General features: G+C 66.4%; 19 protein-coding genes. 8 read left to right on the plus strand and 11 right to left on the minus strand.

The window, feature by feature from the left end:
- Window positions 1-6 precede the first annotated feature (6 nt).
- The 3 genes from AC066S_RS10625 to AC066S_RS10635 form a co-directional block, all read right to left on the minus strand.
- Window positions 7-915 carry a S49 family peptidase gene (locus AC066S_RS10625; RefSeq protein ID WP_478269617.1) on the minus strand — a complete coding sequence of 303 codons (909 nt, stop codon included), beginning with the start codon at window positions 913-915 and terminating at the stop codon, window positions 7-9.
- A gap of 215 nt (window positions 916-1,130) precedes the next feature.
- On the minus strand, window positions 1,131-1,892 hold the full coding sequence (locus AC066S_RS10630) for a tRNA1(Val) (adenine(37)-N6)-methyltransferase (protein ID WP_478269825.1): 762 nt from the start codon (window positions 1,890-1,892) through the stop codon (window positions 1,131-1,133).
- Window positions 1,885-2,112 carry a putative signal transducing protein gene (locus AC066S_RS10635; protein WP_126260423.1) on the minus strand — a complete coding sequence of 76 codons (228 nt, stop codon included), beginning with the start codon at window positions 2,110-2,112 and terminating at the stop codon, window positions 1,885-1,887. Before AC066S_RS10635 ends, AC066S_RS10630 begins: the two co-directional genes overlap by 8 nt.
- Window positions 2,113-2,244: 132 nt before the next feature.
- Between AC066S_RS10635 and AC066S_RS10640 the strand changes: the two genes are divergently transcribed.
- The 3 genes from AC066S_RS10640 (at window position 2,245) to AC066S_RS10650 (ending at window position 5,066) form a co-directional block, all read left to right on the plus strand.
- Complete coding sequence (locus AC066S_RS10640) at window positions 2,245-3,252, plus strand: polyprenyl synthetase family protein (protein ID WP_126260424.1); 1,008 nt, start codon at window positions 2,245-2,247, stop codon at window positions 3,250-3,252.
- A 313-nt stretch (window positions 3,253-3,565) separates the two neighbouring features.
- On the plus strand, window positions 3,566-4,198 hold the full coding sequence (locus AC066S_RS10645) for a LysE family translocator (RefSeq protein ID WP_478269618.1): 633 nt from the start codon (window positions 3,566-3,568) through the stop codon (window positions 4,196-4,198).
- On the plus strand, window positions 4,191-5,066 hold the full coding sequence (locus tag AC066S_RS10650; protein WP_478269619.1) for an alpha/beta fold hydrolase: 876 nt from the start codon (window positions 4,191-4,193) through the stop codon (window positions 5,064-5,066). Before AC066S_RS10645 ends, AC066S_RS10650 begins: the two co-directional genes overlap by 8 nt.
- Before the next feature lie 121 nt (window positions 5,067-5,187).
- On the opposite strand, the gene AC066S_RS10655 is transcribed toward AC066S_RS10650, so the two are convergent.
- From AC066S_RS10655 to AC066S_RS10665, 3 genes are all read right to left on the minus strand, one after another.
- Entirely contained in the window at window positions 5,188-6,072 is an 885-nt protein-coding gene (locus tag AC066S_RS10655) for a 4-(cytidine 5'-diphospho)-2-C-methyl-D-erythritol kinase (protein WP_167767301.1), read from the minus strand.
- Window positions 6,073-6,100: 28 nt separating this feature from the next.
- Complete coding sequence (locus AC066S_RS10660; RefSeq protein WP_135167784.1) at window positions 6,101-7,897, minus strand: tetratricopeptide repeat protein; 1,797 nt, start codon at window positions 7,895-7,897, stop codon at window positions 6,101-6,103.
- 305 nt (window positions 7,898-8,202) lie between these two features.
- A complete protein-coding gene (locus tag AC066S_RS10665; protein ID WP_478269620.1) occupies window positions 8,203-9,864 on the minus strand; it encodes an electron transfer flavoprotein-ubiquinone oxidoreductase in 1,662 nt (553 codons plus the stop codon).
- Between the two features lie 136 nt (window positions 9,865-10,000).
- On the opposite strand from AC066S_RS10665, the gene AC066S_RS10670 reads away from it, so the two are divergent.
- On the plus strand, window positions 10,001-10,816 hold the full coding sequence (locus tag AC066S_RS10670) for a uracil-DNA glycosylase (RefSeq protein ID WP_135167782.1): 816 nt from the start codon (window positions 10,001-10,003) through the stop codon (window positions 10,814-10,816).
- A 144-nt stretch (window positions 10,817-10,960) separates the two neighbouring features.
- Here the strand turns inward: AC066S_RS10670 and AC066S_RS10675 are convergent, their stop codons facing one another.
- The 4 genes from AC066S_RS10675 to AC066S_RS10690 form a co-directional block, all read right to left on the minus strand.
- Window positions 10,961-12,469: a glycosyltransferase family 39 protein gene (locus AC066S_RS10675; protein WP_478269621.1), complete on the minus strand. Its 1,509-nt coding sequence runs from the start codon at window positions 12,467-12,469 to the stop codon at window positions 10,961-10,963.
- 261 nt (window positions 12,470-12,730) lie between these two features.
- Complete coding sequence (locus AC066S_RS10680) at window positions 12,731-13,585, minus strand: ribonuclease HII (protein ID WP_478269622.1); 855 nt, start codon at window positions 13,583-13,585, stop codon at window positions 12,731-12,733.
- A gap of 71 nt (window positions 13,586-13,656) precedes the next feature.
- The gene (locus AC066S_RS10685) at window positions 13,657-14,112 is read right to left on the minus strand and encodes a VOC family protein (protein WP_126260433.1); all 456 of its coding nucleotides are present in this window, start codon (window positions 14,110-14,112) and stop codon (window positions 13,657-13,659) included.
- A gap of 22 nt (window positions 14,113-14,134) precedes the next feature.
- Entirely contained in the window at window positions 14,135-15,301 is a 1,167-nt protein-coding gene (locus tag AC066S_RS10690; protein ID WP_126260434.1) for a PA0069 family radical SAM protein, read from the minus strand.
- 219 nt (window positions 15,302-15,520) lie between these two features.
- Here AC066S_RS10690 and AC066S_RS10695 point away from each other — a divergent pair, with 219 nt between their 5' ends.
- The 4 genes from AC066S_RS10695 (at window position 15,521) to AC066S_RS10710 (ending at window position 22,760) form a co-directional block, all read left to right on the plus strand.
- Window positions 15,521-17,935, plus strand: a complete 2,415-nt coding sequence (locus tag AC066S_RS10695; protein WP_478269623.1) for a phosphoketolase family protein — start codon at window positions 15,521-15,523, stop codon at window positions 17,933-17,935.
- 2 nt (window positions 17,936-17,937) lie between these two features.
- A complete protein-coding gene (locus AC066S_RS10700; RefSeq protein ID WP_478269624.1) occupies window positions 17,938-19,128 on the plus strand; it encodes an acetate/propionate family kinase in 1,191 nt (396 codons plus the stop codon).
- An 82-nt stretch (window positions 19,129-19,210) separates the two neighbouring features.
- The gene (locus tag AC066S_RS10705) at window positions 19,211-21,139 is read left to right on the plus strand and encodes a hypothetical protein (RefSeq protein WP_478269625.1); all 1,929 of its coding nucleotides are present in this window, start codon (window positions 19,211-19,213) and stop codon (window positions 21,137-21,139) included.
- 10 nt (window positions 21,140-21,149) lie between these two features.
- Window positions 21,150-22,760, plus strand: coding sequence for a PEP/pyruvate-binding domain-containing protein (locus AC066S_RS10710; protein ID WP_478269626.1), 1,611 nt, complete (start codon window positions 21,150-21,152; stop codon window positions 22,758-22,760).
- Here AC066S_RS10710 and AC066S_RS10715 read toward each other — a convergent pair.
- Window positions 22,754-23,593 (minus strand): RMD1 family protein, encoded by an 840-nt coding sequence (locus AC066S_RS10715; protein WP_135167774.1) that lies wholly within the window; start codon window positions 23,591-23,593, stop codon window positions 22,754-22,756. The two genes, AC066S_RS10710 and AC066S_RS10715, sit on opposite strands and share 7 nt — an antisense overlap.
- Window positions 23,594-23,790: the final 197 nt, after the last annotated feature.

Genomic DNA, 23,790 nt, shown 5'->3' on the forward strand with positions numbered 1-23,790 from the left:
CGCCGGCTAGAACCCGAATTTCGCCCAGATCGCCCGCGTCTCGACCGCCGAGATCAGATCGTCCGGCAGCCCGGCCATCGTTTCCAGCGCCGAAAGCTGCCCGGCGCCGGGCGATTTCCGTCCCAGGAGACCGGACAGCAGCCCGGTCGGCTGCGCGATCACGGGGGTGAGAACCTTCTCGCCATAGCGGGCACGAAGAGTTGAGCGCAGATCGCCGATGCTGTCGGCAAGTCCCAGCGCGACCGAACTGTCGCCGGCCCAGTATTCGCCCGTGAACAGCGTATCGTCAGAGCCGTTGAGGCGCGCACCCCGGCTCTCCTTCACCAGCGAAATGAAGATCTGGTGGATCTCGCGCTGGATCGCCTTCAGCTTGGCGACGTCGTCCGGATTTTCGGGCAGGAACGGGTCGAGCATCGCTTTGTGCTCGCCTGATGTGTAGAGGCGCCGCTCGATGCCGAGCCGCTTGATCGCCTCCTGGAAGCCGAAGCTGCCGCCGACCACGCCGATCGAGCCGAGGATCGATGAGGGATCGCAGATGATCTCGTCGCCGGCGCAGGCGATCATGTAGCCGCCGGAGGCCGCAACGTCCTCGACGAACACCAGCACCGGCAGCTTCTTCTCCGCCGCGAGCTGCTTGATGCGCAGATAGATCTGGCGCGACTGCACCGGCGAGCCGCCGGGCGAATTGATCACCAGCGCCACCGCCTTGGCGTGACGATACGAGAACGCGCGCTCCAGCACCCTGGCGATTCCCGCAAGCGTCAGACCCGGGCGCAGCGGCGTCACCGCGCCGATCACACCGGAGAGCCGCACCACCGGCACCACCGTGGTGCCGGGGCGGAAGCGCGCCGGCAGATATTGCATGAGCTTGTCGGCCAGGCCGGAACTCTCACGATCGCTCAATTGTTCGGCCATGCCATTACCTCTGATTAACCATTTCTTATCACGCGAGTGTCATTGAAAGTGCCTGGAACGTGTTTTGCAGAATACCCGTTGGGAAGCTGCAATAGACGGCGGAGGAAACGCCATGAAGATCTATCTGCTGTTGCTGCTGATCGGTGCGCTTTTCACGGCGATTCGCTTCACATCTGCGCCAGAGCAGCAGACGGAATCGCTGCCGCAGTAAGCCATCACGGTTCCAGCGGCAACGCCGCCCGTCCCTCCAGAATAGCTTTCACCTCATTCCTTGGCACATTTGATTCGTCGTTGAGCATGAGGCCCGGCAGCAATCGCGTCGGGGCCCGGCCACCTTTGACCGCACGCACCAGCACGCGGATCGCGGGCCGCCCCGCTTCGCCGTGAACCGGCAGGATCGAGAGGCTGCCGAAGCCGCGCGACAATGCCGCCAGGACATCGGCGATGCCATCCGCACGCCAGATCAATGTCAGCACGCCGTTCGATCGGAGGATGCGGCGCGCTGCATGCACCCACGCATGCAGAGTCTCCTCCGTCGCCACATGCGCGATGTGACGCGCCTGATCGGGCGAGCCGCGATGCCGGGCCGGATCGTTGAAGGGCGGATTCATCAGCACCACGTCGACGCTGTCGGGCGACAGTTCATTCGACGCAAAGGCCTCGGCACCGGCCGTGACGTCGAGCACGATCGTCTCGGCGGCAATCGCATTTGCCGCCGCGTTGCCGCGCGCGAGCTCGGCCAGCTCCGGATCGATCTCGACCAGGCTGAGGGCGACACCGGGGACGCGGCGGGCCAGCGCCAGCCCGGCCGTACCGACGCCGGCTCCGAAATCGACCACACGGTCTCCGGGGCGGGCCTCGGTTGCCGCCGCGAGCAGGATGGCATCATGCCCGGCGCGATGGCCGGACCGCTTCTGCTTGAGGCGCAACTGCCCGCCGAGAAAGGCGTCCTCGGTAATATCTGCCGCCTCACTCATCGCCGCGCAGTTCGTGGCTGAGGCCGGCTTGGGTGAGGAGTTCCCTCGCCTCCTGGGCATCGTCCTCATGGACGAGGATCCGCCGCGGCAAGATACCGAGCGAGCCCTCGATGATGCTCATGTTCTGGTCGAGCACCAGATGATGGATATTGGCGCCATCGAGCAGCGCGCCGATCGCCGACACCAGCACCATGTCGTTGGTCCGCACCAGTTCACGCAAATCGCAGGTCTCCTGCCTGAAAACGCGGCAGCGGCAAATGTCAATGGTTCCGCAGCACTTGCCGCATCCGCCGCCAGTTTCTATTGTCTTTCCGTCAGAATAGCCCTTCCGGGGCAAATATTGGAGACCGGCGTGGCCGTCATCGTACCTTTCGAAACTCCCGGCGCGTCGATCGAACAGCTCGTTGCCCTTGTCGCCCCTGACATGGAGCGCGTCAACGCCACGATCCTGTCGCGGACCGGTTCCGACGTGACCATGATCCCGGAAGTCGCCAACCATCTGATCTCCTCCGGGGGCAAGCGGCTGCGGCCGATGCTGACGCTCGCCATGGCCAACCTCGCCGGCTACACCGGCGACGGCCACATCAAGCTCGCTGCCTCCGTCGAGTTCATGCATACCGCCACGCTCCTGCACGACGACGTCGTGGACGAGAGCGAGATGCGCCGCGGCAAGCTGTCGGCGCGCATGCTCTGGGGCAACGAGGCGAGCGTCTTGGTCGGCGACTTCCTGCTCGGCCAGGCCTTCCGCATGATGGTCGAGGTCGGCTCGCTCCGCGCGCTCGACATCCTCTCCGCGGCGGCAGCCACCATCGCCGAGGGCGAGGTGATGCAGCTTGCCGCCGCCAAGAACACCGCGACCACCGAGGACGAATATCTCGCCGTGATCCGCGGCAAGACCGCCGAGCTGTTCGCCGCCGCCTGCGAGGTCGGCCCCGTCATCGCCAACCGCCCGAAGGCCGAGCAGACCGCCTGCCGCTCGGTCGGCATGAATCTCGGCATCGCCTTCCAGCTCGTCGACGACGTGCTCGACTATGGCGGCAAGAGCGCCAAGCTCGGCAAGAACACCGGCGACGATTTCCGCGAGGGCAAGATCACGCTGCCCGTCGTGCTCGCCTTCCGCCGCGGCAACGACACCGAGCGCGCCTTCTGGATCCGGGCGCTGGAGCGCGGCGAGATCGGCGACAGCGATCTCGATCACGCCCTCGGATTGATGAACAAGCACCGCGCGCTGGAGGATACGTTGAGCCGCGCCCAGCACTACGGCGCCATGGCCGTCGACGCGCTGGCGCTGTTCCCCTCCTCGCCGATGAAGAGCGCGCTGGAGCAGGTGGTGGCGTTCTGTCTGGCGCGCTCGCACTGAGCGCGGCGCTTCGGCCGCATGCGCAATCCGCTCTTGCTCTGTAATTAGCCCCGTCATCCTGAGGCGCGACGCCTGTGACGCAACGCGTCCGAGGCGGAGCCTCGACGGATGCACGACCGAGGCTGCAGCCAGGTCGTCGCCCTTCGCGGGCCGCTGAAGCAGCGGCCGCCTCAGGGTGACGGTGATCGACTGGAGCGCGCGGCGACGCTTCGGCGGGATGAATGCCAGCGTGATCTTCCGCCGCATGGATTAAACGAGGGGGCCTTCGAACCTGAAGACTTGCAATCGCGGTCCGCTGCGCTACGAAAACAGGATGATCGAAACCAATATATGGCTGTTCCTGGCCGCAGCCTGTCTCATCGCCGCCGTTCCCGGCCCCGGCATCTTCTACGTCGCGGCACGAACCTTGTCCGAGGGCCGCGCCAGCGGCTTTGCCTCGACCGCGGGCACGGCACTGGGCGGGCTGGTTCATGTGGTGGCGGGCAGCCTCGGCATCTCCGCAATCATCCTCGCCAGCGCCGAGCTGTTCGCCGCCGTCAAATTCGTCGGCGCGCTCTATCTGGTCTGGCTCGGCATCAAGACGTTTCGGAGCGCGGGCCAAGCGCTGTCGCTCGAGAGTGAGCCTGTCGGCGACGAGCGCGCGTTCCGCGACGGCGTGCTGGTCGAGGCGCTGAACCCGAAGACCGCTGCGTTCTTCCTCGCCTTCATTCCGCAATTTCTCGATCCCGCGGGATCGAGCCCCACGCTGCAATTCATCATGTTGGGTGCGATCTCGGTGGCGTTGAACACGCTCGCCGATGTCGTCGTGGTGCTGATGGCCTCCGCAACCCGCACGCAGCTGATCGGACGGCCGCATCTGATGCGGCGGCTCGCCCAGGGCTCCGGCGTCTTCATCACGGGCCTCGGCCTGTCGCTTGCATTGGCGCGGCGGCCGGCCAATGGCTAGCACCCCGCAGAGCCGCTTCTATGAATCGCACGGCCTGCGGCTGCATTACGCCGATTGGGGCAATGAGAGCGCGCCGCCCCTCATCCTGGTTCACGGCGGCCGCGATCATTGCCGGAGCTGGGACGTCATCGCTCGGTCGTTGCAGCGGCATTTCCACGTGATCGCACCGGACCTGCGCGGCCACGGCGATTCGGACTGGACCAAAGGCGGCAGCTACGCCCTGACCGAATATGTCTACGATCTCACCCAGCTCCTCCGCGTCATCGCAGCGCCTCAGGTCACCCTGATCGGCCATTCGATGGGCGGCATGGTGAGTCTGATCTTTTCAGGATCATTCCCTGAACAGGTCTCGAAGCTGGTGGTGCTCGACGGCGTGACCATGCTGCCGGACACGCCGAAGCCGCCGGCGCATGAGCGCATCGGCAAATGGGTCGGCCAGCTCGACAGGCTGCACGACCGCACGCCCCGCCGCTACGCGACCCTCGAAGACGCTGCGGCGCAGATGGTGCTTCACAACAAGCGGCTCGCCCGCGACCTCGCCCTGCATCTCGCCACCCACGGCGCACGACAGAATGAGGACGGCAGCTACAGCTGGAAGTTCGATCCGTACCAGCGCGCATCGGCGCCGCACCGGCTCTGGCCGGACGATCACGTCGCGCTGTGGTCACGCATCGCCTGCCCGACCTTGCTGCTCAATGCCGGCGAAAGCTTTCTCGCCGGCGCCAGGGCCGCAGGCCTGGAGCGTTATTTCCGAGAGGCGCGCGTCGAGACCATCGCCGGTGCGGGCCATTGGCTGCAGCACGACAAGCCGCGGGAGGTGCTGGGCGAGATCAGGCGGTTTCTGGGACTGGCTGAGGACAACGGCTAGCTCAACTGCCGTAGGGTTGGCAAAGCGAAGCGTGCCCACCACTCTCATCGCGCATCTTGGATGGACGTGGGCACGGCGCTGTGCGCCTTTGCCCACCCTACGGCACTACGCAGCGTCGCTACTAGCTCAACGTTCCCGCATGCACCCACCAGCCGGGGTGATCGCGACGAATCCTTTCCGCGGCGGCATGCGCTTCGTTTGCTCCGCCATAGATCGCAAAGCAGGTCGCGCCCGAGCCGGACATGCGGGCGAGCTTGACGCCGGCGGAGTCGCGCAAGGCCTCCAGCACCTCGCCGATCACGGGCTGGATGCGCAGCGCAGGCGCTTCGAGATCGTTGGGAACGCGTTCGAGCACTGCGACCCAATCGGCGATCGATCCGCCCTCTTCCGGCCAGGCTGGAGCGCGGATGACGTCGGTGACGCCGACCAGCAATTCACCGTTGCGCAGCCCCAGTGCCTGGAACACGTCCTTGGTCGCGACCGGCACGCGCGGATTGACCATGACGCAGGCCATGCTGGGCAGCGCGAGCGGCAACAACTGCTCGCCGACGCCGGTCATGTCGCAGGCGCGCGAAACGAGGCACACCGGCACGTCGGCGCCGGTCGCGAGCGCGACCTTCTGAACCCGGGGATCGTCGAGCGAGAGATCGTTGAGACGCGCCAGGAGCCGCAGCGCCGCCGCAGCGTCGGCCGAGCCGCCGCCGATGCCGGCGGCCACCGGCAGCACCTTGTCGAGCGCGAACGCGCCGAGCTTCAGGCCAGGCACCGCCTCGGCGAGCAGCCTGGCGGCCTTGACCACGAGATTGTCGGACGTCTCGCCGCAGGCCGCGGCCAGCGGCCCGGTGGTGGTGAGCTTCAGTTCGCCGCCCGGCTCCAGCGACAGCCGGTCGGCGCAGTCGGCAAACGCGACCACGCTTTCGAGATCATGATAGCCGTCGGCACGACGGCCGACCACGCGAAGGCTCAAGTTGACCTTGGCCCGCCCTTCTTCGATCAACGCCGGCATCGGCGACACGCCCCCAACTTCGCTCAGACTAGCCGCCCCTGCCGTCGTCCTTCTTCTTGTCCGCCTGCGCGGCCGAAGAGTTCGAATTGTCGTCGGCGAGACCATTGGCGATCTTGGCCTCGATCTTCGGCAGCTCTTCCGGCTCGGGCTTGAGATCGCGGGCGTGCGACCACTGGAATTTGGCTTCGAGCGTGCGGCCGACGCGCCAATAGGCGTCGCCGAGATGGTCGTTGATGGTCGGATCCTCGGGCTTGAGGTCGATCGCGCGCTCGAGATTCTTCACCGCCTCGTCGTAATTGCCGATGCGGTAATAGGCCCAGCCGAGGGAATCGACGATGTAGCCGTCGTCGGGACGCTGCTCGACGGCGCGCTTGATCATCTTCATGCCTTCGTCGAGGTTCACGCCCTGGTCGATCCAGGAATAGCCGAGATAGTTGAGGACGTGCGGCTGGTCGGGCTGCAGCTCGAGCGCCTTCTTCATGTCGACCTCGGCCTTGGCCCACTGCTTGGAGCGCTCCTCGCAGATGCCGCGGTAATAGTACCAGACGCTGTTGGCCTTGTCGTTGCCGGCCGGCAGCACGTCGATGCCCCGCGAATAGGTCGCGCCGCAGTCGCCGAACTTCTTGCGACCGCGCTCGATGTTGCCGAGCGCCATGATGGCTTCGAGATCCTTGGCATCCTCCGCGGTGACGCCCTTGAGGATCTTGATCGCCTCTTCCGTGCGGTCGGCGGAATCGAGATCGATGGCGAGCTGGATTTGCGCGTTGCGCTTGAGCGGCGAGGTCGCGGGCACACGCTCATAGACCTTGATCGCCATCTGCGGCCGCTTCACCGATTCATAGAGATCGGCGAGCGAGAGCAGCGCCAGCGGATGGGTCGGCTGCAGGTAGAGCGAGAGCTGGAGATAGACCAGCGCCAGATCCTCGCCGCCGCGGCGGGTCAGCGTGGCGCCGATGCCGTAGAGCGCTTCGGCGGCGCCGGCTTGCGCGGAATCGACCAGCGGCGGCATCTTCTTGCCGGCCCTGGTTTCGCGCAGGCCTTCCTGGATCAGCGGATGGCGCGCGAGCTTCTTGTCGAAGGCCTGATAGACATTGGTCGCGGCAGCCGAGTCCTTGTTGCGCGACAGCCAGCGGCCATAGGCCTCGGTCACGCGCAGCATGGAATCGTCGAGCTTGTAGGCGCGCTCGAAGCGCGTGCCGGCGTCCTTCTCCTTGCCGGAGAGTTCGAGGATCATGCCGGCGTGAAGATCCTTGAACAGCGGATACCATTCCGGACCTGCCAGCTTGTCGATGGTGGCGACACCGCCCTTGGCATCGCCCGCACCATAGGCGGCCCATCCCGACAGCAGCGTGGCGACGAGATCGGTGATCGGACCGCGGATCGACTGGTTGATGTTGGTCTGCGCGGCCGCGTACTTCTTCACCTTGAGATCGTGGACGCCGACGACGAGACGCGCGACGCGGTTGGTCTTGTCGATGGTGAGGATGCGCTCGGCGAGCTTGACCGCTTCGTCGATGTCACCGTCGGCGACCGACGAGATGAAGGCGCGGTCGAGCAGCTCATTGTTCTTCGGATCGGTGCGCAGGGCCGAACGGTAGAATGCGGCAGCGGAAGCCGCGTCGCGCTCGACGCTGGCGTGACGGGCGGCGAGATAGCTGCCGGCACCGGTCAGCGACTTCAGATCGTTTCGGGTCGGAAACTGCGCCGCCGAGTCGGACGGATGGTCCGGCGTCTGCGCCAGCACCCTGCCGGGGACGGTCGCGATCGCTGTGCCCATGAGGGCAATGGCGGCAACAGTCCAGCGGTTGAAACGATTTGAAAACATCAGGGCTCGCCTTGAGTTGGTAGTGCCTGGGTTGCAGCAAAGGGCCGTATCGCATGCGAAGGCGGCCGGAGGCATCCGGACCCGGAACCGTTGGGCCGACAATGCCGCTTTTGGCGCTTCGCCGCAAGGATTCGGACCTGACGCCCGCCTCCGAAAGGCCCAAATCGGCCAAGTCACCGGTCAGGAGCAGCCCCAAGACGCCGCTACTATGGCCTTATCGTGGCCGCGACCCGTCGTCGCGCCCCCGTGCTCACGCGAACGTGCGTCGGATCACTCCGTGATCAGACCCGCTTGCTTCGTCGCCCTTACATCGCCTCGTAGTTCGGGCCGCCGCCGCCCTCCGGGGGAACCCAGGTGATGTTACCGTTGGGATCCTTCACGTCGCAGGTTTTGCAGTGGACGCAGTTCTGAGCGTTGATCTGGAAACGCGGACCCGATCCCTCCTCGATCCACTCATAGACGCCGGCGGGGCAATAGCGATTCGAAGGACCGGCGAAGACGTCGTGCTCGGAAGCCTTCTGCAGGTTCATGTCCGTGACCTTCAGATGGACCGGCTGGTCCTCCTCATGGTTGGTGTTGGACAGGAACACGGAGGACAGCTTGTCGAAGGAGATCTTGCCATCCGGCTTCGGGTAGTTCTTCGGGGCGTAGCTCTTCGCCGGCTCGAGCGTGGCGCGGTCTTGCTTGGCATGTGACTGGGTGCCGAACAGCGAGGCGCCGAACAGCGTGTTGCACCACATGTCGAAGATGCCGAGGCCGGCGCCGATGAAGGTGCCGAACTTCGACAAGAGCGGCTTGGCGTTGCGTACCGGGTAAAGGTCCTTGCCGACGACGGAGTCACGCCACGCGTTCTCGTATTCGACGAGCTCGTCGTTGGCGCGGCCCGCAGCAAGTGCGGCATTGACATGCTCGGCGGCGAGCATGCCGGTGCCCATCGCATTGTGCACGCCCTTGATACGCGGCACGTTGACGAAGCCGGCGGCGCAGCCGATCAGCGCGCCACCGGGGAAGCTAAGCCGCGGCACCGACTGGTAGCCACCTTCGGTGATGGCGCGGGCGCCATAGGCCAGCCGCTTGCCGCCTTCGAGCGTGGCCCGCACCGCGGGATGGTTCTTGACGCGCTGGAATTCGTCGAACGGCGACAGATAGGGATCGTTGTAGTTGAGATGGACGACAAAGCCGATCGACACCAGGTTCTCGTCGTAATGGTAGAAGAACAGGCCGCCACCGGTATCGTTCTTCAGCGGCCAGCCGACCGCATGCTGGACCAGACCCTTCTGGTGCTTGGCCGGATCGATCTGCCAGACCTCCTTGAGGCCGATGCCGAATTTCGGCGGCTCGCTCTTGGCGTCGAGCGCGTATTTCGCGATGAGCTGCTTGGACAGGCTGCCGCGGGCGCCTTCCGCGAACAGCGTGTACTTGCCGAGCAATTCCATGCCGCGGGTGAAGGAGTCCTTCGGCTTGCCGTCACGGCCGATACCCATGTCGCCGGTGGCGATACCCCTGACGTTGCCCGCCTCGTCATAGAGCACCTCGGCTGCGGCAAAGCCCGGATAGATCTCGACGCCAAGCGCCTCGGCCTTCCGCGCCAGCCAGCGGCAGACATTGCCGAGCGAGCCGATATAGCAGTGATGGTTGTTCATCAGCGGCGGCATGATGAAGTTCGGCAGCTTGATCGCGCTGGTCTCGGTGAACCAGAAGAAGCGGTCGTCCTTGACCTCAGTCTTGAGCGAGCAATCGGGATCCTCGCGCCAGTCCGGGACCAGCTTGTCGAGCCCGGCCGGATCGATCACCGCACCGGAGAGAATATGCGCGCCGACCTCGGAGCCCTTCTCCACCACGACGACGTTGAGATCGGCGTTGAGCTGCTTCAGCCGGATCGCGGCCGACAGACCCGAGGGGCCGGCGCCGACGATGACGACGTCGAATTCCATGGATTCGCGCGGGGGAAGTTCTTCGGTGCTCATCTGATCTCAGCCCTTGAGACGGTCCTCGGTCGTTTGCGCCCCCTTGTTTCCGATTTTTCCGGGCAGGACAACAGCGGAAATGCATTTCGCTGGGATGCAAGGCGCCCCAAACTGATATAAAAGTCTGACTTTCCAGATGATCCCCGAACCCGCACCCACCGTCCGAGAGCTTCTTGCCTTCTATCTGGAGGCCGGTGTCGACTGCGCGCTCGCCGAGGAACCGATCGACCGCCTGGCGGAATTGGATGCTCCGCCCGCGGCCCCGCGCGCGGCAGCTGCGATCGAGGTGCCGCGGCCGCTCGCCGCGCCGGCGGTGATGCGCGGCGAAGCCGCGCCTGCACCGGACGTCGCCATCGCCTCGGCACGCGAGGCCGCGCGCACAGCGCCGACGCTGGAGGCACTGCGCGAGCTGATGCAGGGCTTCGAGGGCTGCGCGCTGAAGCACACCGCAACGCGGCTGGTGTTCGCCGACGGCAATCCGCAGGCGCGCATCATGTTCGTCGGCGAGGCGCCGGGCCGCGACGAGGACATCGAGGGCCTGCCCTTCGTCGGGCGCAGCGGCAAGCTGCTCGATCTCATGATCGGCGCCATCGGCCTCAACCGCAGCACCGCCTACATCGCCAACGTGATTCCGTGGCGGCCGCCCGGCAACCGCACGCCGACGCCGCAGGAGACGCAGATCTGCCTGCCATTCATCCAGCGCCATATCGAGCTGGTGAATCCGGATGTGCTGGTGACGCTCGGTAACCCCTCGACGCAGACGTTGCTGGGAACGCGCGAGGGCATCATGCGCACCCGCGGACGCTGGTTCGACTACGAGACAGGGGCGCGCACCATCCGGGCGCTGCCGACGTTCCATCCCGCCTATCTGCTCCGCTCGCCGTCCTACAAACGGCTGGCGTGGCAGGATCTGCGTGCGATCGCCAAGGTGCTGGCGGAAGGCGCGGTGTAACTACACCCACGCCGTCATTCCGGGGCTCGCGAAGCGAGAGCTATGGTGCGCAATTGCGCACCTGAGAATCCATCGAGCGGCAGAGTTAGTGGATGAATGGATTCCGGGCTCGCGGCTTCGCCGCGCCCCGGAATGACACTACCCCTACGTCCCCTTCGGCCGCACGATGGCCCAGCCGATGCGCAGCAGCTGCTGGCGTCCGGTCACCAGCCATTCGAACGCACGCGGCACTTCCGGCACGATGCCGGGAAAGCGCTTGAGAATGTCCGGCGGCGGCGTGCCGGCGGTGTCGGAGGCGCGCCAGACCACGACGCCGCCGGTCTCGTTGAATTTGGCCTGATTCATCCACGGCGTGCGCGCAGGGTCGGCGTCGATGAAAAGATGCGGACGACCGGAATGCAGCGTGATCAGGCTCGCAAGCTGCGTCTCGCCCGCAACGGCGCGCAGGCGATGGTTGGTGCGGCGGGCAAAGCTGTCGTCGAAGAAGTCGGAGATCGCGCGTGCCGGCATCGAGGTCGCGATCTCGCCCGTGCCGGTCCAGGGCAGGAGCAGGACGCCCAGGACGACGCCGATGGCCGGGGCCACGACGGCCGCGGCCCACACCATGCGCAGCATCCGCGCGCGGCGCATCGCAATGAGATCGCCGGCCGCGACCACCACCGCCAGCCCGGACGTGACGAGGACGACACCGGCGCCGCCGACGACGGATTCGAGCCCGAGCAGGCCGGAGATCAGCACCCCGCCCAGCACCGGGGCGAGTGCGAAGAAATAGACGAAGTTGCGCGCCAGCGGCTCGACCGGCGGCCGGTAGATGATCGGCGGCTCCTCGCCCTTGCCGGCAAACAGTCCGGTGTTGAGGAAGGTCAGCGCCGGGATCGCGGCAGCCCCGAGCACGAGGCCGCCGAGCAGCCAGGCCGCATGCAGGGCGCGGGCACTCAGCTCCGCAACTTGCGGCAGGGCCGGCATCGCAAGCGTCTCCGCCCGCATCAGCCAGACCGCATAGGGCAGCGCCAGCACCGCGACGACGATCAGCGCGAACAGCGGATCGAGCGCGCGCAGCGTCCGGCGGCCGCCGCCGGTCGAGACCGCGAACACGACGAGCAGCAGCAGCAGGAAGATCGCCGCGGGCGTCGTCAGCAGCAACAGGCCGGCCTCGATCGACCAGGCGAACCAGGCATTGCCGCGGCGCTGGCCGATGATCTGCCAGGAGTGCAGCAGCAGCAGCGCCCAGAGCGGCCGGGCCAGCACGAGGGGTCCGAAGTCGAGCGCCGAGGAGGAGAAGGCGAGCACCGTCATGGTCAGCAACACGCTGAGCACCGCCTGCTGCGAGCCGACCACGGCGCGGGACAGATGATAGAGCGCGATGAAGGTCGCGATCTCGCAGAGCTCGGCCAGCACATAGACGCCGAACATGTGGCCACCGGCGGCGCGATAGGCGATGTCGGCGAGCCAGACCGGCAAGGGCGGCCCTAGGTCGGTGCCGACCTGGTATTCGCGTCCGAAAGCCAGCAGCGTCGCCAGCGTGCCGGGCGGGCTGCGGTAGAACACCAGCGCCACGAACAGCCACATCAAAGCCTGCAGCAGCACGGCGATCCAGACGATCAGCCGCGGCCGGGCGCGAATGAGCTCGATGACCAGGGAGGTAAACCGCATGCAACGCCCGAAAGATGCAGCCAACCCGTGCAGCCGGCCCTATTCGCTCACGACTACTTTGATAAGGGGCGCTGCGGTTTGTGGCAACTTCGGTGTGCTCGCTCTCCCCGTTCTTACGCGGAGAAGGTGGGGTGAGGGGCTGCATCCGCAAAGACAGTACGAGTTGAACTCGCGGAGAGTCCCCCTCACCCGGATTGCATCTTCGATGCAATCCGGCCTCTCCCCGCAAGCGGGGAGAGGCGCCGCCGCGAGAGAGGAATGCTAAAGGCCTGCCGCGGCGTCGATCTCAACGCTCGCGTCCACCTGCACCTCGACCTCGGTCACCGAGAACAGGTCTCGCACCGGCTCGACGGTCCAGGGCATATGCTTGGCGCGCGCGGCCGCGACCGGGGCAAAGAAGCTGCGGTGGTGGATGGTGGGGCCGAGGCGGTCGAGCGCGTCGAGGTGCTCGGGGACGGCATAGCCCTTGTGCTGCTCGAAGCCGTAGCCGGGACAGTCCTGCGCCAGCGCGCACATCAGGCGGTCACGCGTCACCTTGGCGATGATGGAGGCCGCGGCGATCGACAGCACGATGCCGTCGCCGCCGATCACGGCCTCACAGTCGCATTCCGTGTCGAGCCGGTCGCGGCCGTCGACGAAGACATGCCTGGGCGCCTCCGGCAGCGCCACCACGGCGCGCTTCAGCGCCCACAGCGAGGCGCGCAGGATGTTGTCACGATCGATTCGCGAGGGCGAGGCAACGGCAACCGAGACCTGCGCGGTGGCGCAGATCTTGTCGAACAGCTTTTCGCGCTCCTCGGCCGTCAGGCGCTTGGAATCGTCGATGCCGCGCGGGATGCGGTCGGGGTCGAGAATCACGGCAGCCGCCACCACGGGGCCTGCCAGCGGTCCGCGACCGGCCTCGTCGCAGCCGGCGACCGGCCAGACCCCGCGCTTGATCAGCGCGCGCTCGCGGCGAAAGCTCGGGGGGGCGACGGCAATGATACCTTTCTTGCCGGCGGGAGCGGCCATTGCTTGGGGCGCAGCCGTTTTCGCCTTGGCAGGCGCTGCCTTGTTCGCAGCAGCCTTCTTAGGCGCAGCTTTGGCCGGCTTGGTCGCGGACTTGTCCCGAATCATGGCCGGGATCGTGCGCAAGGGGCCCGGCCTGCGCAACCGGGAACCTCGCACAATTCCCGCTATTCAGGCCCCTACTCCGCCAGATGCACCCGCCGGTCGTCGCCGACATCGATGCCGGGCGCGACCACGACCTCCCAGGGATGGCCGTCAGGGTCGGCGAAATAACCGCAATAGCCGCCGTAATCGGTCTCGTGCGCGGCCTTCACCAGCTTCGCCCCCTTGCCGAGCGCGAAGGCCATCACCGCATCGACCTCCTCACGGGTCCGACAGTTCCAGGCGAGCGTCATGCCGCGGAAGGCCTGCGGTCTCGGCTGGTCCGGCAGCCCCGCGTCGGCCGCAAGCTGATCCCAGCGATACAAGGCGAGCACGGGACCACCGGTATCGTAGAACGCAACCGCCTCGCCGGTCGCCTTCAGCCGCCGCGAGAAACCGAGCGCGTCGTAAAAAGCGATGCTGGCGCGGATGTCGCTGACGCCGAGTGTGATGACTGTGAGCCGCGGCACCGGCGCGTTGAGTTCCTTGAGCATGCGACGCCTCTTCCGTTCCCGATCAGAACAGGCTGAGCTGATCGCCGTTCCGCTTCGGCCGCGCAAAGTGATCCGTCGTCAGCTTGGAGCGGCGCTTGTTCAGCCCGAGCCGTTCGCAGGCGATCTCGAAGCGGCGGCCGATGGTCCAGGCCATCGGTCCGGTGCCCTTCATCCGCTCGCCCCATTTCGCATCGTAGTCGCGCCCGCCGCGCATGTCGCGGATCAGGGTGAAGACGTGGCGGTAGCGGTCCGGATAGTTCGCCATCAGCCATTCGCGGAAGAGATCGCGCACCTCCAGCGGCAGCCGCAGCAGCACATAGGAGGCTTCCTTGACGCCGGCATGGGCGGCGGCATCGAGAACGCGCTCGATCTCGCAATCGTTCAGCGCAGGGATCACCGGCGCCACCATCACGGTGGTCGGAATGCCGGCATCTGAGAGCTGCTTCAGCGCCTCCAGCCGCTTCGGCGGCGTCGCGGCGCGCGGCTCCATGGTGCGGGCCAGTTTCGGATCGAGCGAGGTCACGGAGATCGCGACCTTGGCGAGGTTGCGCTTGGCCATCCGCGCGAGAATGTCGATATCGCGCAGCACCAGCGCCGATTTGGTCACGATGCCGACGGGATGGCCGGCACGTTCCAGCACCTCGAGGATGCCGCGCATGATCTTGTGCTCGCGCTCGATCGGCTGATAGGGATCGGTGTTGGTGCCGATCGCGATCATGCGCGGCTCGTAGCCGGCCGCGGCGAGCTCCTTCTCGAGCAGCGAAGGCGCCTCGGGTTTCGCAAACAGCTTCGATTCGAAATCGAGGCCCGGCGACAGGCCGAGATAGGCGTGGGTCGGCCGGGCGAAGCAGTAGACACAGCCGTGCTCGCAGCCGCGATAGGGGTTGATCGAGCGGTCGAAGCCGATGTCGGGTGAGTCGTTACGGGTGATCACCTTGCGCGACGTGTCGACTGCGACCGTGGTCTTGAACGGCGGCAGCTCTTCCAGGCTCTGCCAGCCGTCGTCGAAGGCGACGCGCGCCTCGGCCTCGTAGCGGCCGCTGGCGTTGGACTGCGCCCCTCGCCCTCGCCGGCGGGCGCGGTCGATGGCGACGCCGAGTTCCGGAAAATCAGAGTCCGCACCCGCCGGCTCGGAGGGCGCCTTGACCGGCGGGTGCTTGAGAGCATGAGAGGATGCTGCTGGACTCATGAACCCAAGATAGCACGCCAAAGGAACAAATCAAGAACACAGATGAAAAATGGAAAACAACCCCATGCAAAGCTGCCCCCCAAATTTCGGGCGCTTTCTCTTGACCTCACGCAACAAGCCTGTCGCAACGATCCCGTTTGATGCCGGACAGGGATCGATCGCGCCGGAACAATGTTGGTGACGATCGCGGGGCGTAGCTCGGCAACAATCGGCAAGAACATGACAAATCAACAACAATCAGCTGCCGCGAGCAGCAATCTCGATCTCCTTGATCGCTATTGGCGCGCCGCCAACTATCTCTCCGTCGGGCAAATCTATCTGCTCGACAATCCACTGCTGCGCGAGCCGTTGCGGGCCGAGCACATCAAGCCGCGCCTGCTCGGCCATTGGGGCACGACGCCCGGCCTGAACTTCATCTATGCCCATCTCAACCGCGTGATCCGCGCGCTTGATCTCGACGTGATCTATGTCTGCGGCCCCGGCCATGGCGGGCCGGGCATGGTCGCCAACACCTATCTGGAAGGCAGCTACAGCGAGCTCTATCCCGAGATCGCCCGCGATGCGGACGGTATGCGCAAGCTGTTCAGGCAGTTCTCCTTTCCCGGCGGCATCCCGAGCCATGCGGCGCCGGAGACGCCGGGCTCGATCCACGAGGGCGGCGAACTCGGCTACGCGCTGGTGCACGCCTACGGCGCGGCCTTCGACAACCCTGATTTGATCGTCGCCTGCGTCATCGGCGACGGCGAGGCCGAGACCGGCCCGCTGGCTGCGTCCTGGCACTCCAACAAGTTCCTGAACCCGGCCCATGACGGCGCGGTGCTGCCGATCCTGCATCTCAACGGCTACAAGATCGCCAATCCGACCGTGCTGGGCCGGATGCGAGATGCGGAAATCCGCGATCTCTTTCGCGGTTTCGGCCACGAGCCGCTGTTCGTCGAGGGTGACGATCCCAAATTGATGCACCAGGCCATGGCGGACGCGCTCGACGTCGCGCTCGCCAGCATCCGTTCGATCCAGCAGCACGCACGCGACGGGCGCAGCAGCGTCGAGCGGCCGCGCTGGCCGATGATCGTGCTGCGCAGCCCGAAGGGCTGGACCGGTCCGAAGGAGGTCGACGGCAAGAAGGTCGAGGGCTTTTGGCGCGCGCATCAGGTCCCCGTCGCCGGCTGCCGCGAGAACCCGGCGCACTTGAAAGTGCTCGAAGACTGGATGCGCAGCTACGAGCCCGAAAAGCTGTTCGACGCCAGCGGCGCCCTCGTTCCCGAGCTTCAGGCGCTCGCGCCTCGCGGCGACCGCCGCATGGGCGCCAACCCGCACGCCAATGGCGGCCTGCTGAAGAAAGAACTGAAGCTGCCGGACTTCCACCGCTTCGCGATCGAGGTGCCGCAGCCCGGCGGCGTCGTGGCCGAAGCGACGCGCGAGCTCGGCAAATTCCTGCGCGACGTCATCCGCCTCAACGCGACGGAGCGCAACTTCCGCATCATGGGCCCGGACGAGACCGCGTCAAACCGGTTGGACGCGGTGTTCGAGGCGACCGAGCGCGTCTGGATGGAGCCGATCGAATCTTACGACGTGCATCTGGCGCAGGATGGCCGCGTCATGGAGGTGCTGAGCGAGCATCTCTGCCAGGGCTGGCTCGAGGGCTATCTGCTCACCGGCAGGCACGGCTTCTTCTCGTGCTACGAGGCCTTCATCCATATCGTCGATTCCATGTTCAACCAGCACGCCAAATGGCTGAAGGTCACGCGCGAGTTGCCGTGGCGGCGCCCGATCGCCTCGCTGAATTACCTCCTGACCTCGCATGTCTGGCGTCAGGACCATAACGGCTTCAGCCATCAGGACCCCGGCTTCGTCGATCTCGTCGCCAACAAGAAGGCCGACATCGTCCGCATCTACTTCCCGCCCGACGCCAACACGCTGCTGTGGATCGCCGATCACTGCCTGCGCACCTACAACCGCGTCAACGTCATCGTCGCCGGCAAGCAGCCGGCCCCGCAATGGCTCTCGATGCGGGACGCAGCCACGCATTGCGATGCCGGCATCGGCATCTGGAGCTGGGCGGGGACGGAACAGGCAACGGGCGAGCCCGACGTGGTGATGGCCTGCGCCGGCGATGTTCCGACGCTGGAGACGCTCGCCGCCGTCGACCTGTTGCGAAAGGCACTGCCGGATCTGAAGATCCGCGTCATCAACGTCGTCGACCTCATGACGCTGCAGCCGAAGGATCAGCATCCGCACGGCCTGTCCGACCGCGACTTCGACAGCCTGTTCACGCGCGACAAGCCTGTCATCTTCGCCTATCACGGCTATCCCTACCTGATCCACCGGCTGACCTATAACCGCACCAACCATGCCGGCATGCATGTGCGCGGCTTTGCCGAGGAAGGCACCACGACGACGCCGTTCGACATGGTCGTGCTCAACGAGCTCGACCGCTACCACCTCGCGATCGAGGCGATCGAACGCGTGCCCGGACTCGCGGCCAAGGCCGCGCAGGCCAAGCAGCAATTCCGCGACAAGCTGATCGAGCATTCCCGCTATGTGCGCGAGCACGGCGAGGACATGCCGGAGATCCGCGACTGGGTCTGGCCCAACAGCTCCGGCGGCAACACGCCTGCCGAAGCCGGCGACTAGCCATGTCGGACACGGTCCTCGTCCTCAACTCGGGATCGTCGAGCATCAAGTTCGGCCTGTTCGAGATCTCGGCAGCTGAGCCCGTCCTGCTCTGCAAGGGCCTGCTCGACGAGCACGAGGCAAGACCGCGCCTCGCGGTGAAGAGCCCGGCGGGCGACGACCTGTTCGCGACACGGAGGGAAGCGCCGGATGCCGGCGGCGGCCATTTGTTCGCCGACGTGCTCGCCTTCATCGAGGAGAGGTTCGGCGCCCACAGCCTGCGCGCGGTCGGCCACCGTATCGTCCACGGCGGGCCGGATTATTCGGGCCCGGTGGTGCTGACGGACGACGTCACCGCGACGCTGGCCGCATTGACGCCGCTGGCGCCGCTGCACCAGCCGCGTTGCCTCGCGCCGGTTCGCGCGCTTGCGGCGATCCGGCCTGCGCTGACGCAGATCGCCTGCTTCGACACCGCCTTCCACCACGGCCTCGCGCCGCCCGCGCGCCGTTTCGCGATTCCGCGGCGCTATGAGCAGCGTAGCGTCCGACGCTACGGCTTTCACGGCCTCTCCTTCGAATATGTCGCGAGCCGCCTCGCCGCGATCGCGCCGGAGCTCATCGCCAAGCGCAGCGTCGTCGCGCATCTCGGCAACGGCGCCAGCCTGTGCGCGTTGCACCACGGCCGCAGCATCGACACTACGATGGGACTGACGCCGCTCGACGGCCTCGTGATGGGCACCCGCTGCGGCAGCATCGACCCCGGCGTGCTGCTTTATCTGCAACAGCACGAGAAGATGTCGGCCGAGGAGATCCAGCACCTGCTCTATCACGAGTCCGGCCTGCTCGGCGTCTCCGGCATCTCCGCGGACATGCGAACGCTGCTGGCGAGCGGCGAGGTCATGGCGCGCGAGGCGGTCGAGCTCTTCACTCTTCGCGCGGCGCAGCAGATCGCGATGATGGCCACAACACTCGGCGGCCTCGACTGCCTGGTCTTCACCGGCGGCATCGGCGAGCACGCCAAGGAGATACGCAGCGCGATCTGCGAGCGGCTCGGCTGGCTCGGCGTGCGCATCGATGCTGCGGCGAATGACGACGCGCGCGAGCGGATCGGCGCCGGCGGAAGTGCTGTCGATGTGTTCGTTATCCCGACCGATGAAGAGATGATTATTGCGCGCCATTGCGCAGCGCTGATCCGAAGCCGCGGCGCCACGTGACATTTTTATGAATGATCTGCCGCAATGAGGCCGTCGCGGTTTCGCGGCATAAGGCTCGGAGCAATCCTCGAGCGGACAGATCATGAAGACCCATATCATCGAAGAGCTCGGACAAGGCGGCATCCTGTTGCCCGCGCTGGTGGCGGAAGGGCTCGCCGCCAACGACCGCATCAAGGTGCGGATGAGCGCACTGCAGGCGGCTGCCCAGCATGCGCAGGAGCCGGGTCGACCCGCGAGCGACCTTGGCGTGGAGAGTCAGACTGCGGGCATCGCGCCCGCGGCGATCGCGGCGCTGATCGGCGGCGCCCGTCTGATCGGGCCGGGCCGGCTCGCGGCTCCCGATCTCGCGACGCTGATGCAGGAGATTGCGGAAGATGCAGCGACCATGATCCGCGCCGTAGGCGCCGGGGCGGCCAGCGAAGGCGAGAGAGCGCAGGCGCGTCTCGACACGATCCGCGGAGCCGGCCTGCTCGACCCCGCCGACGAGATCGCGATGTCGCACATCGTGCGACTGACCGGCGTGGCCGACGCAGGCGGCGACAGCCTGCATCGCCTCGTGATGGATCTGCACAAGCAGCTCAACAGACTGGCAACGAGCTGCTCGGAAGAAACCCTCGACGGCGCCCATGTCTTCGGTCTGCACGGCGACGACCGGCCGGCGGTTGCTGCCTTCATGAAGGGCCTGAACGCGACGCGCGGCCTCAAGTTCAATCATCCGGGCCTCGACACCATGGCGACACGCGCCGACAGTCGGCTGCTGATCCAGAACGACATCGGCACCACGGACGCCCATGTCGTCGTCATCGCAGTGAAGAAGAACGCGGTCACGGTCACCTACACCGACGTGCATCTGGCACGCGCGAAGTTCTTCATCTCGCTGTTCGAGAACTTCGAGGCGACCTGGAGCGGGCTCGATCGTCACACCGCCGCAGGCCTCGGCGAGGACAATTCCTTCTATCTGGTGACCGGGCAGTATCAGTCCGGACACGCCGCCGATCGCAACGAATTCCTCTCCGCACTCGGTGCCGCGCTGGTCTTCCTGATCGACTGGAACAAGGCGCGCAAACTGCTCAGGACCTGGGTTGCCAAGGAGGACGCGGCACGCATCCTGGAATGGGCCGCGCGTCAGCGGATCGGCCACCGCGGCTTCCTCGAGCTCGGCGGCAACGAACTGTTGGGCTCGGCGGTCCGGAACGCCGCCCCCACGCGGATCGGCTTCGGTGAGCGGCTCGACCAGGCGCTCGGCCGCAACGCGGCAATCGATTTTCTGAAGGCGTCTCTGCGCGCCTCCACCGAGGCACTGCTCGCCGGCCGCTCGGTCAGGACGGTGCGCGACCAGATCGAAGCCGATCTGATGCGGCACCTGGATCGCGTCGATGGGGCATTGCTGGCGGCGGTCCTGCGTCAGATCGGCCTCGCCCACGATCTCGTCGCGGCGATCTCGCGCCATATCGCCGCGTTGCGAGCCGGTCAGCCTGCCGACGGCACCCTGCTGACGCAGCGCTGCGGCGTGATCGAGCAAAAGGCCGACAGAATCGCGTTCGAGAGCCGCAACGAGGTCGACCGCCTCAATGCGCGTCCGCTGATCGGCCAGTTGATCGATCGCGCCGAGGAAGCCGTCGACGAATTGGAGCAGGCCGCTTTCATCGCCTCGCTGATGCCGGAAAGGACCGATCCATCCCTGCTGACATCGCTGGCCGAGCTTTGCACGGTGGCAGAGACTGCGACCGAAATCGCCGCGAGCGGCGTCGCCGCTGCGATCGACGTGCCGGAGGGACGACGCGCCGATTCGGAGGACGCGCTCTCCGCCGTGACCCGCCTGATCGACGCCGAACACGCCGCCGACAGCCGCGAACGCGCCACGACCGCACTCGTCTTCCGTGGCGGCTTCGACGTCGCGACCTCGCTGTCGGTGATCGAGCTCGCCCGCGCCGTCGAGCGCGCCACCGATCGCTTCGCCGCGTTCGGTCATCTGCTCCGCCGCCACATCATGATCGATCTTGCAGCTTGAGGGAACCACCATGCATATCGTGCGTATCGGCGGTGAAGCCTCCGAATTGCGGCCTGCCGAAGAGATCGGCGCCAAGGCCGCCAACCTCGCCCGCATGGCGGCACTGGGCCTGCCGGTGCCGCCTGCCTTCGTGCTCCCGGTCAAGCTCTGCGCCGCCATCATTGCCGGCCACGCGCACGCCACGCGACACCTGCGCGACGGCCTGGAGGAGGGAATCTCGTTCCTGGAGAGCGCGACCGGAAGGCGCTTTGGCGACCGCCGGCAGCCGCTGCTGGTGTCGGTGCGCTCGGGTGCGGCGCGATCGATGCCGGGCATGCTCGACACCGTTCTCAATGTCGGCTGCACGTCCGATGCCGTGCATGGCCTGATCCGTGCGACCGGCCGGCCGCGGCTCGCCTGGGATTGCCGGCGCCGTTTCCTGGAGAGCTTTGGCGAGACCGTGCTCGGGCTCGACCAGGCTGGGTTTGCCGCGCGCATCTCCGAGCTCGTCGCAGCCGAATGCGCCGGCAGCGACCGCGAGCTCGACAGCGAAGCGCTCGAGCGGCTCGCCGGCCGCGAGCAGGCGCAGATCGAGGACCACGCCGACGGCTCGCTGGAGGATGCCTTCGCGCAGTTAGAGGCGGCAGCCCAAGCTGTTTATCGCTCCTGGACGAGCGAGCGCGCGCAGACTTATCGGAGCCTCCAGCACCTCGAAACGCTCGAGGGTACCGCCGTGACCGTGCAGGCGATGGTGTTCGGCAATGGCGGTCTTGCCTCCGGCGCGGGCGTGGCATTCTCGCGCGATCCGTCGACGGGCGCGCGGCGTCCGATGATCGACCTCGTGCTCGATGCGCAGGGGGAAGACGTCGTTTCCGGAAGGCGCGCACCCGATACGACCGAGGCCATCGCCCGCGAGTTGCCGAAACTGGAATCGGAGCTTGGCGATATCCTGAGGCAACTCGAGCGCGCGTTCGCCGACGCGCAGGATGTCGAGTTCACGGTCGAGAACGGCAAGCTCTGGATCCTCCAGACCCGGACGGCCAAGCGCACGCCGCGGGCCGCCGTCAGGATCGCGATCGACTTCGTTCATGAAGAGCTGATCTCGAAGGACGAGGCATTGGGACGGATCGCGGAGATCGACCTCGCCTCGCTCACCGAAACCCGCTTGGTTTCCTCAGGCAAACCCGCAACGAGTGGCATCGGCGCGTCCGGCGGCATCGGGATTGGACGGGCGGCGTTCTCGTCCGAAAGCGCTCAGCGCCTGTCAGCCGCGGGCGAGCCGGTCATCCTGCTGCGTCCCGATACCAGCACCGCCGATGTCGCGGGATTCGCCCTGGCCGCCGGCATCGTCACGGCTGTCGGTGCGCGCACCTCGCATGCAGCCCTGGTGGCGCGGCAGATGGGCAAGCCCTGCGTGGTCGGCTGCCGTGAGCTGAAGATCGATCCCGTCGCGCGGCAGGCCCAGCTCGGCCAAGTCAGCTTTGCCGAAGGCGAGTGGATGACGATCGAGGGCGACGCCGGAGAGCTCTATCTCGGACGCTGCGAGACGATTCGGACACGGCCCGAAGCCGAGCTCGCCGAGATCGCCGCCTGGAGGGCGCAATCCGGCCGACATGACCAGCTCGCCGCCGCGCCTCAGTGAGTGCCGGTCAGGAGTTGGAAACTCCCCATCGCGACCTCGATCAGGATCAGCACCACGACAGCAATCTCCAGGCGGAGCGAGCGCTGGGTGTCGATGATGTCGGTGAGCGCGTTGGCGGTCTCCGACACCGCGGTGAGCTTGCGCTCGAGCGTGTCGAGGCGCTCCTTCAGCTCGTACTCGTCCTCGAGCCGGGAATAGAGCCGGTCGAGCTCGGGCTTCTCCCAGAGCACGTCGGGCTTCTCGGCGATCGCGACGCGGCCGGCGACGCGCTGCTGCACCAGCAATGCGTTGCCGATCAATTGCAGGATGCCCTTGCGCCGTTGCGGCGTGCGGCCGCGTTCGGCGAGCTCCCGCGCAAAGGGCTCGATCACATCGAAGACCGCGGCGACGCGGCGCTCGTCGCGCGCCAGCGACGTGCTCTTGGCGAGCGCATCGGCAACCAGCAACAGCCGGTCGTCGGAGAATTTGGCAAGGCAGATCGGCCCGCCCGGCTGGATCGCCTCGGCGGCCTCATCGCTACAGAGCTGGGCCTGCGCGATCTCTTCTTCGTAGGGGCTGAGCTCTCCGGTCACGCGTGACTTCAGGTTGTCGATGAGAGCCTTCTCTTCCGACGGCAGCAGGCCGATCAGCACCACGACGCCGTAGCGGAAGATCACGGCCAGACCGGCATGGACCCGGAAGGCCGCCGGCGTGGAAGAGACCAGCGTCCCGATCTCCAGGCCGGAAGCATTGATGCGGTCCCCCAGCATCAGCGCCCGGATCCGCAAGCTCGGCGCAGCCTCCTGCTTCGGCGATGCTGGCGCCATGCCAGCGGCGAGTTGATCGGCGTTCATGTGAGGCCTCTCCCGGCACCAGGATCGCACATTTTCCGTTCGACCTCATCTGGCGAGCTTCGTCCTTGTCTGCGAGAGGCCGACTGCCCGCACGCAGCGAAGTGTTGCCATGAAACTTCGGGTTAATAACGTCGGGATGAACTTGTGCCGAAACATTCGGCAATATCACCTGCCCGCGCGTGACCCATTTGGCCACG

The organism is Bradyrhizobium sp. CFUWI, from assembly GCF_056429085.1.

What these genes read in the sequence shown, in the direction of transcription:
- AC066S_RS10710 (WP_478269626.1), top strand. Translation starts at nt 21,150, where the DNA reads ATGCATATCGTGCGTATCGGCGGTGAAGCCTCCGAATTGCGGCCTGCC.
- AC066S_RS10695 (WP_478269623.1), top strand. Translation starts at nt 15,521, where the DNA reads ATGACAAATCAACAACAATCAGCTGCCGCGAGCAGCAATCTCGATCTC.
- AC066S_RS10655 (WP_167767301.1), bottom strand. Translation starts at nt 6,072, where the DNA reads ATGCCGGCGTTGATCGAAGAAGGGCGGGCCAAGGTCAACTTGAGCCTT.
- AC066S_RS10660 (WP_135167784.1), bottom strand. Translation starts at nt 7,897, where the DNA reads ATGTTTTCAAATCGTTTCAACCGCTGGACTGTTGCCGCCATTGCCCTC.
- AC066S_RS10670 (WP_135167782.1), top strand. Translation starts at nt 10,001, where the DNA reads ATGATCCCCGAACCCGCACCCACCGTCCGAGAGCTTCTTGCCTTCTAT.
- AC066S_RS10645 (WP_478269618.1), top strand. Translation starts at nt 3,566, where the DNA reads ATGATCGAAACCAATATATGGCTGTTCCTGGCCGCAGCCTGTCTCATC.
- AC066S_RS10650 (WP_478269619.1), top strand. Translation starts at nt 4,191, where the DNA reads ATGGCTAGCACCCCGCAGAGCCGCTTCTATGAATCGCACGGCCTGCGG.
- AC066S_RS10665 (WP_478269620.1), bottom strand. Translation starts at nt 9,864, where the DNA reads ATGAGCACCGAAGAACTTCCCCCGCGCGAATCCATGGAATTCGACGTC.
- AC066S_RS10625 (WP_478269617.1), bottom strand. Translation starts at nt 915, where the DNA reads ATGGCCGAACAATTGAGCGATCGTGAGAGTTCCGGCCTGGCCGACAAG.
- AC066S_RS10630 (WP_478269825.1), bottom strand. Translation starts at nt 1,892, where the DNA reads ATGAGTGAGGCGGCAGATATTACCGAGGACGCCTTTCTCGGCGGGCAG.
- AC066S_RS10685 (WP_126260433.1), bottom strand. Translation starts at nt 14,112, where the DNA reads ATGCTCAAGGAACTCAACGCGCCGGTGCCGCGGCTCACAGTCATCACA.
- AC066S_RS10675 (WP_478269621.1), bottom strand. Translation starts at nt 12,469, where the DNA reads ATGCGGTTTACCTCCCTGGTCATCGAGCTCATTCGCGCCCGGCCGCGG.
- AC066S_RS10680 (WP_478269622.1), bottom strand. Translation starts at nt 13,585, where the DNA reads ATGATTCGGGACAAGTCCGCGACCAAGCCGGCCAAAGCTGCGCCTAAG.
- AC066S_RS10705 (WP_478269625.1), top strand. Translation starts at nt 19,211, where the DNA reads ATGAAGACCCATATCATCGAAGAGCTCGGACAAGGCGGCATCCTGTTG.
- AC066S_RS10700 (WP_478269624.1), top strand. Translation starts at nt 17,938, where the DNA reads ATGTCGGACACGGTCCTCGTCCTCAACTCGGGATCGTCGAGCATCAAG.
- AC066S_RS10715 (WP_135167774.1), bottom strand. Translation starts at nt 23,593, where the DNA reads ATGAACGCCGATCAACTCGCCGCTGGCATGGCGCCAGCATCGCCGAAG.
- AC066S_RS10690 (WP_126260434.1), bottom strand. Translation starts at nt 15,301, where the DNA reads ATGAGTCCAGCAGCATCCTCTCATGCTCTCAAGCACCCGCCGGTCAAG.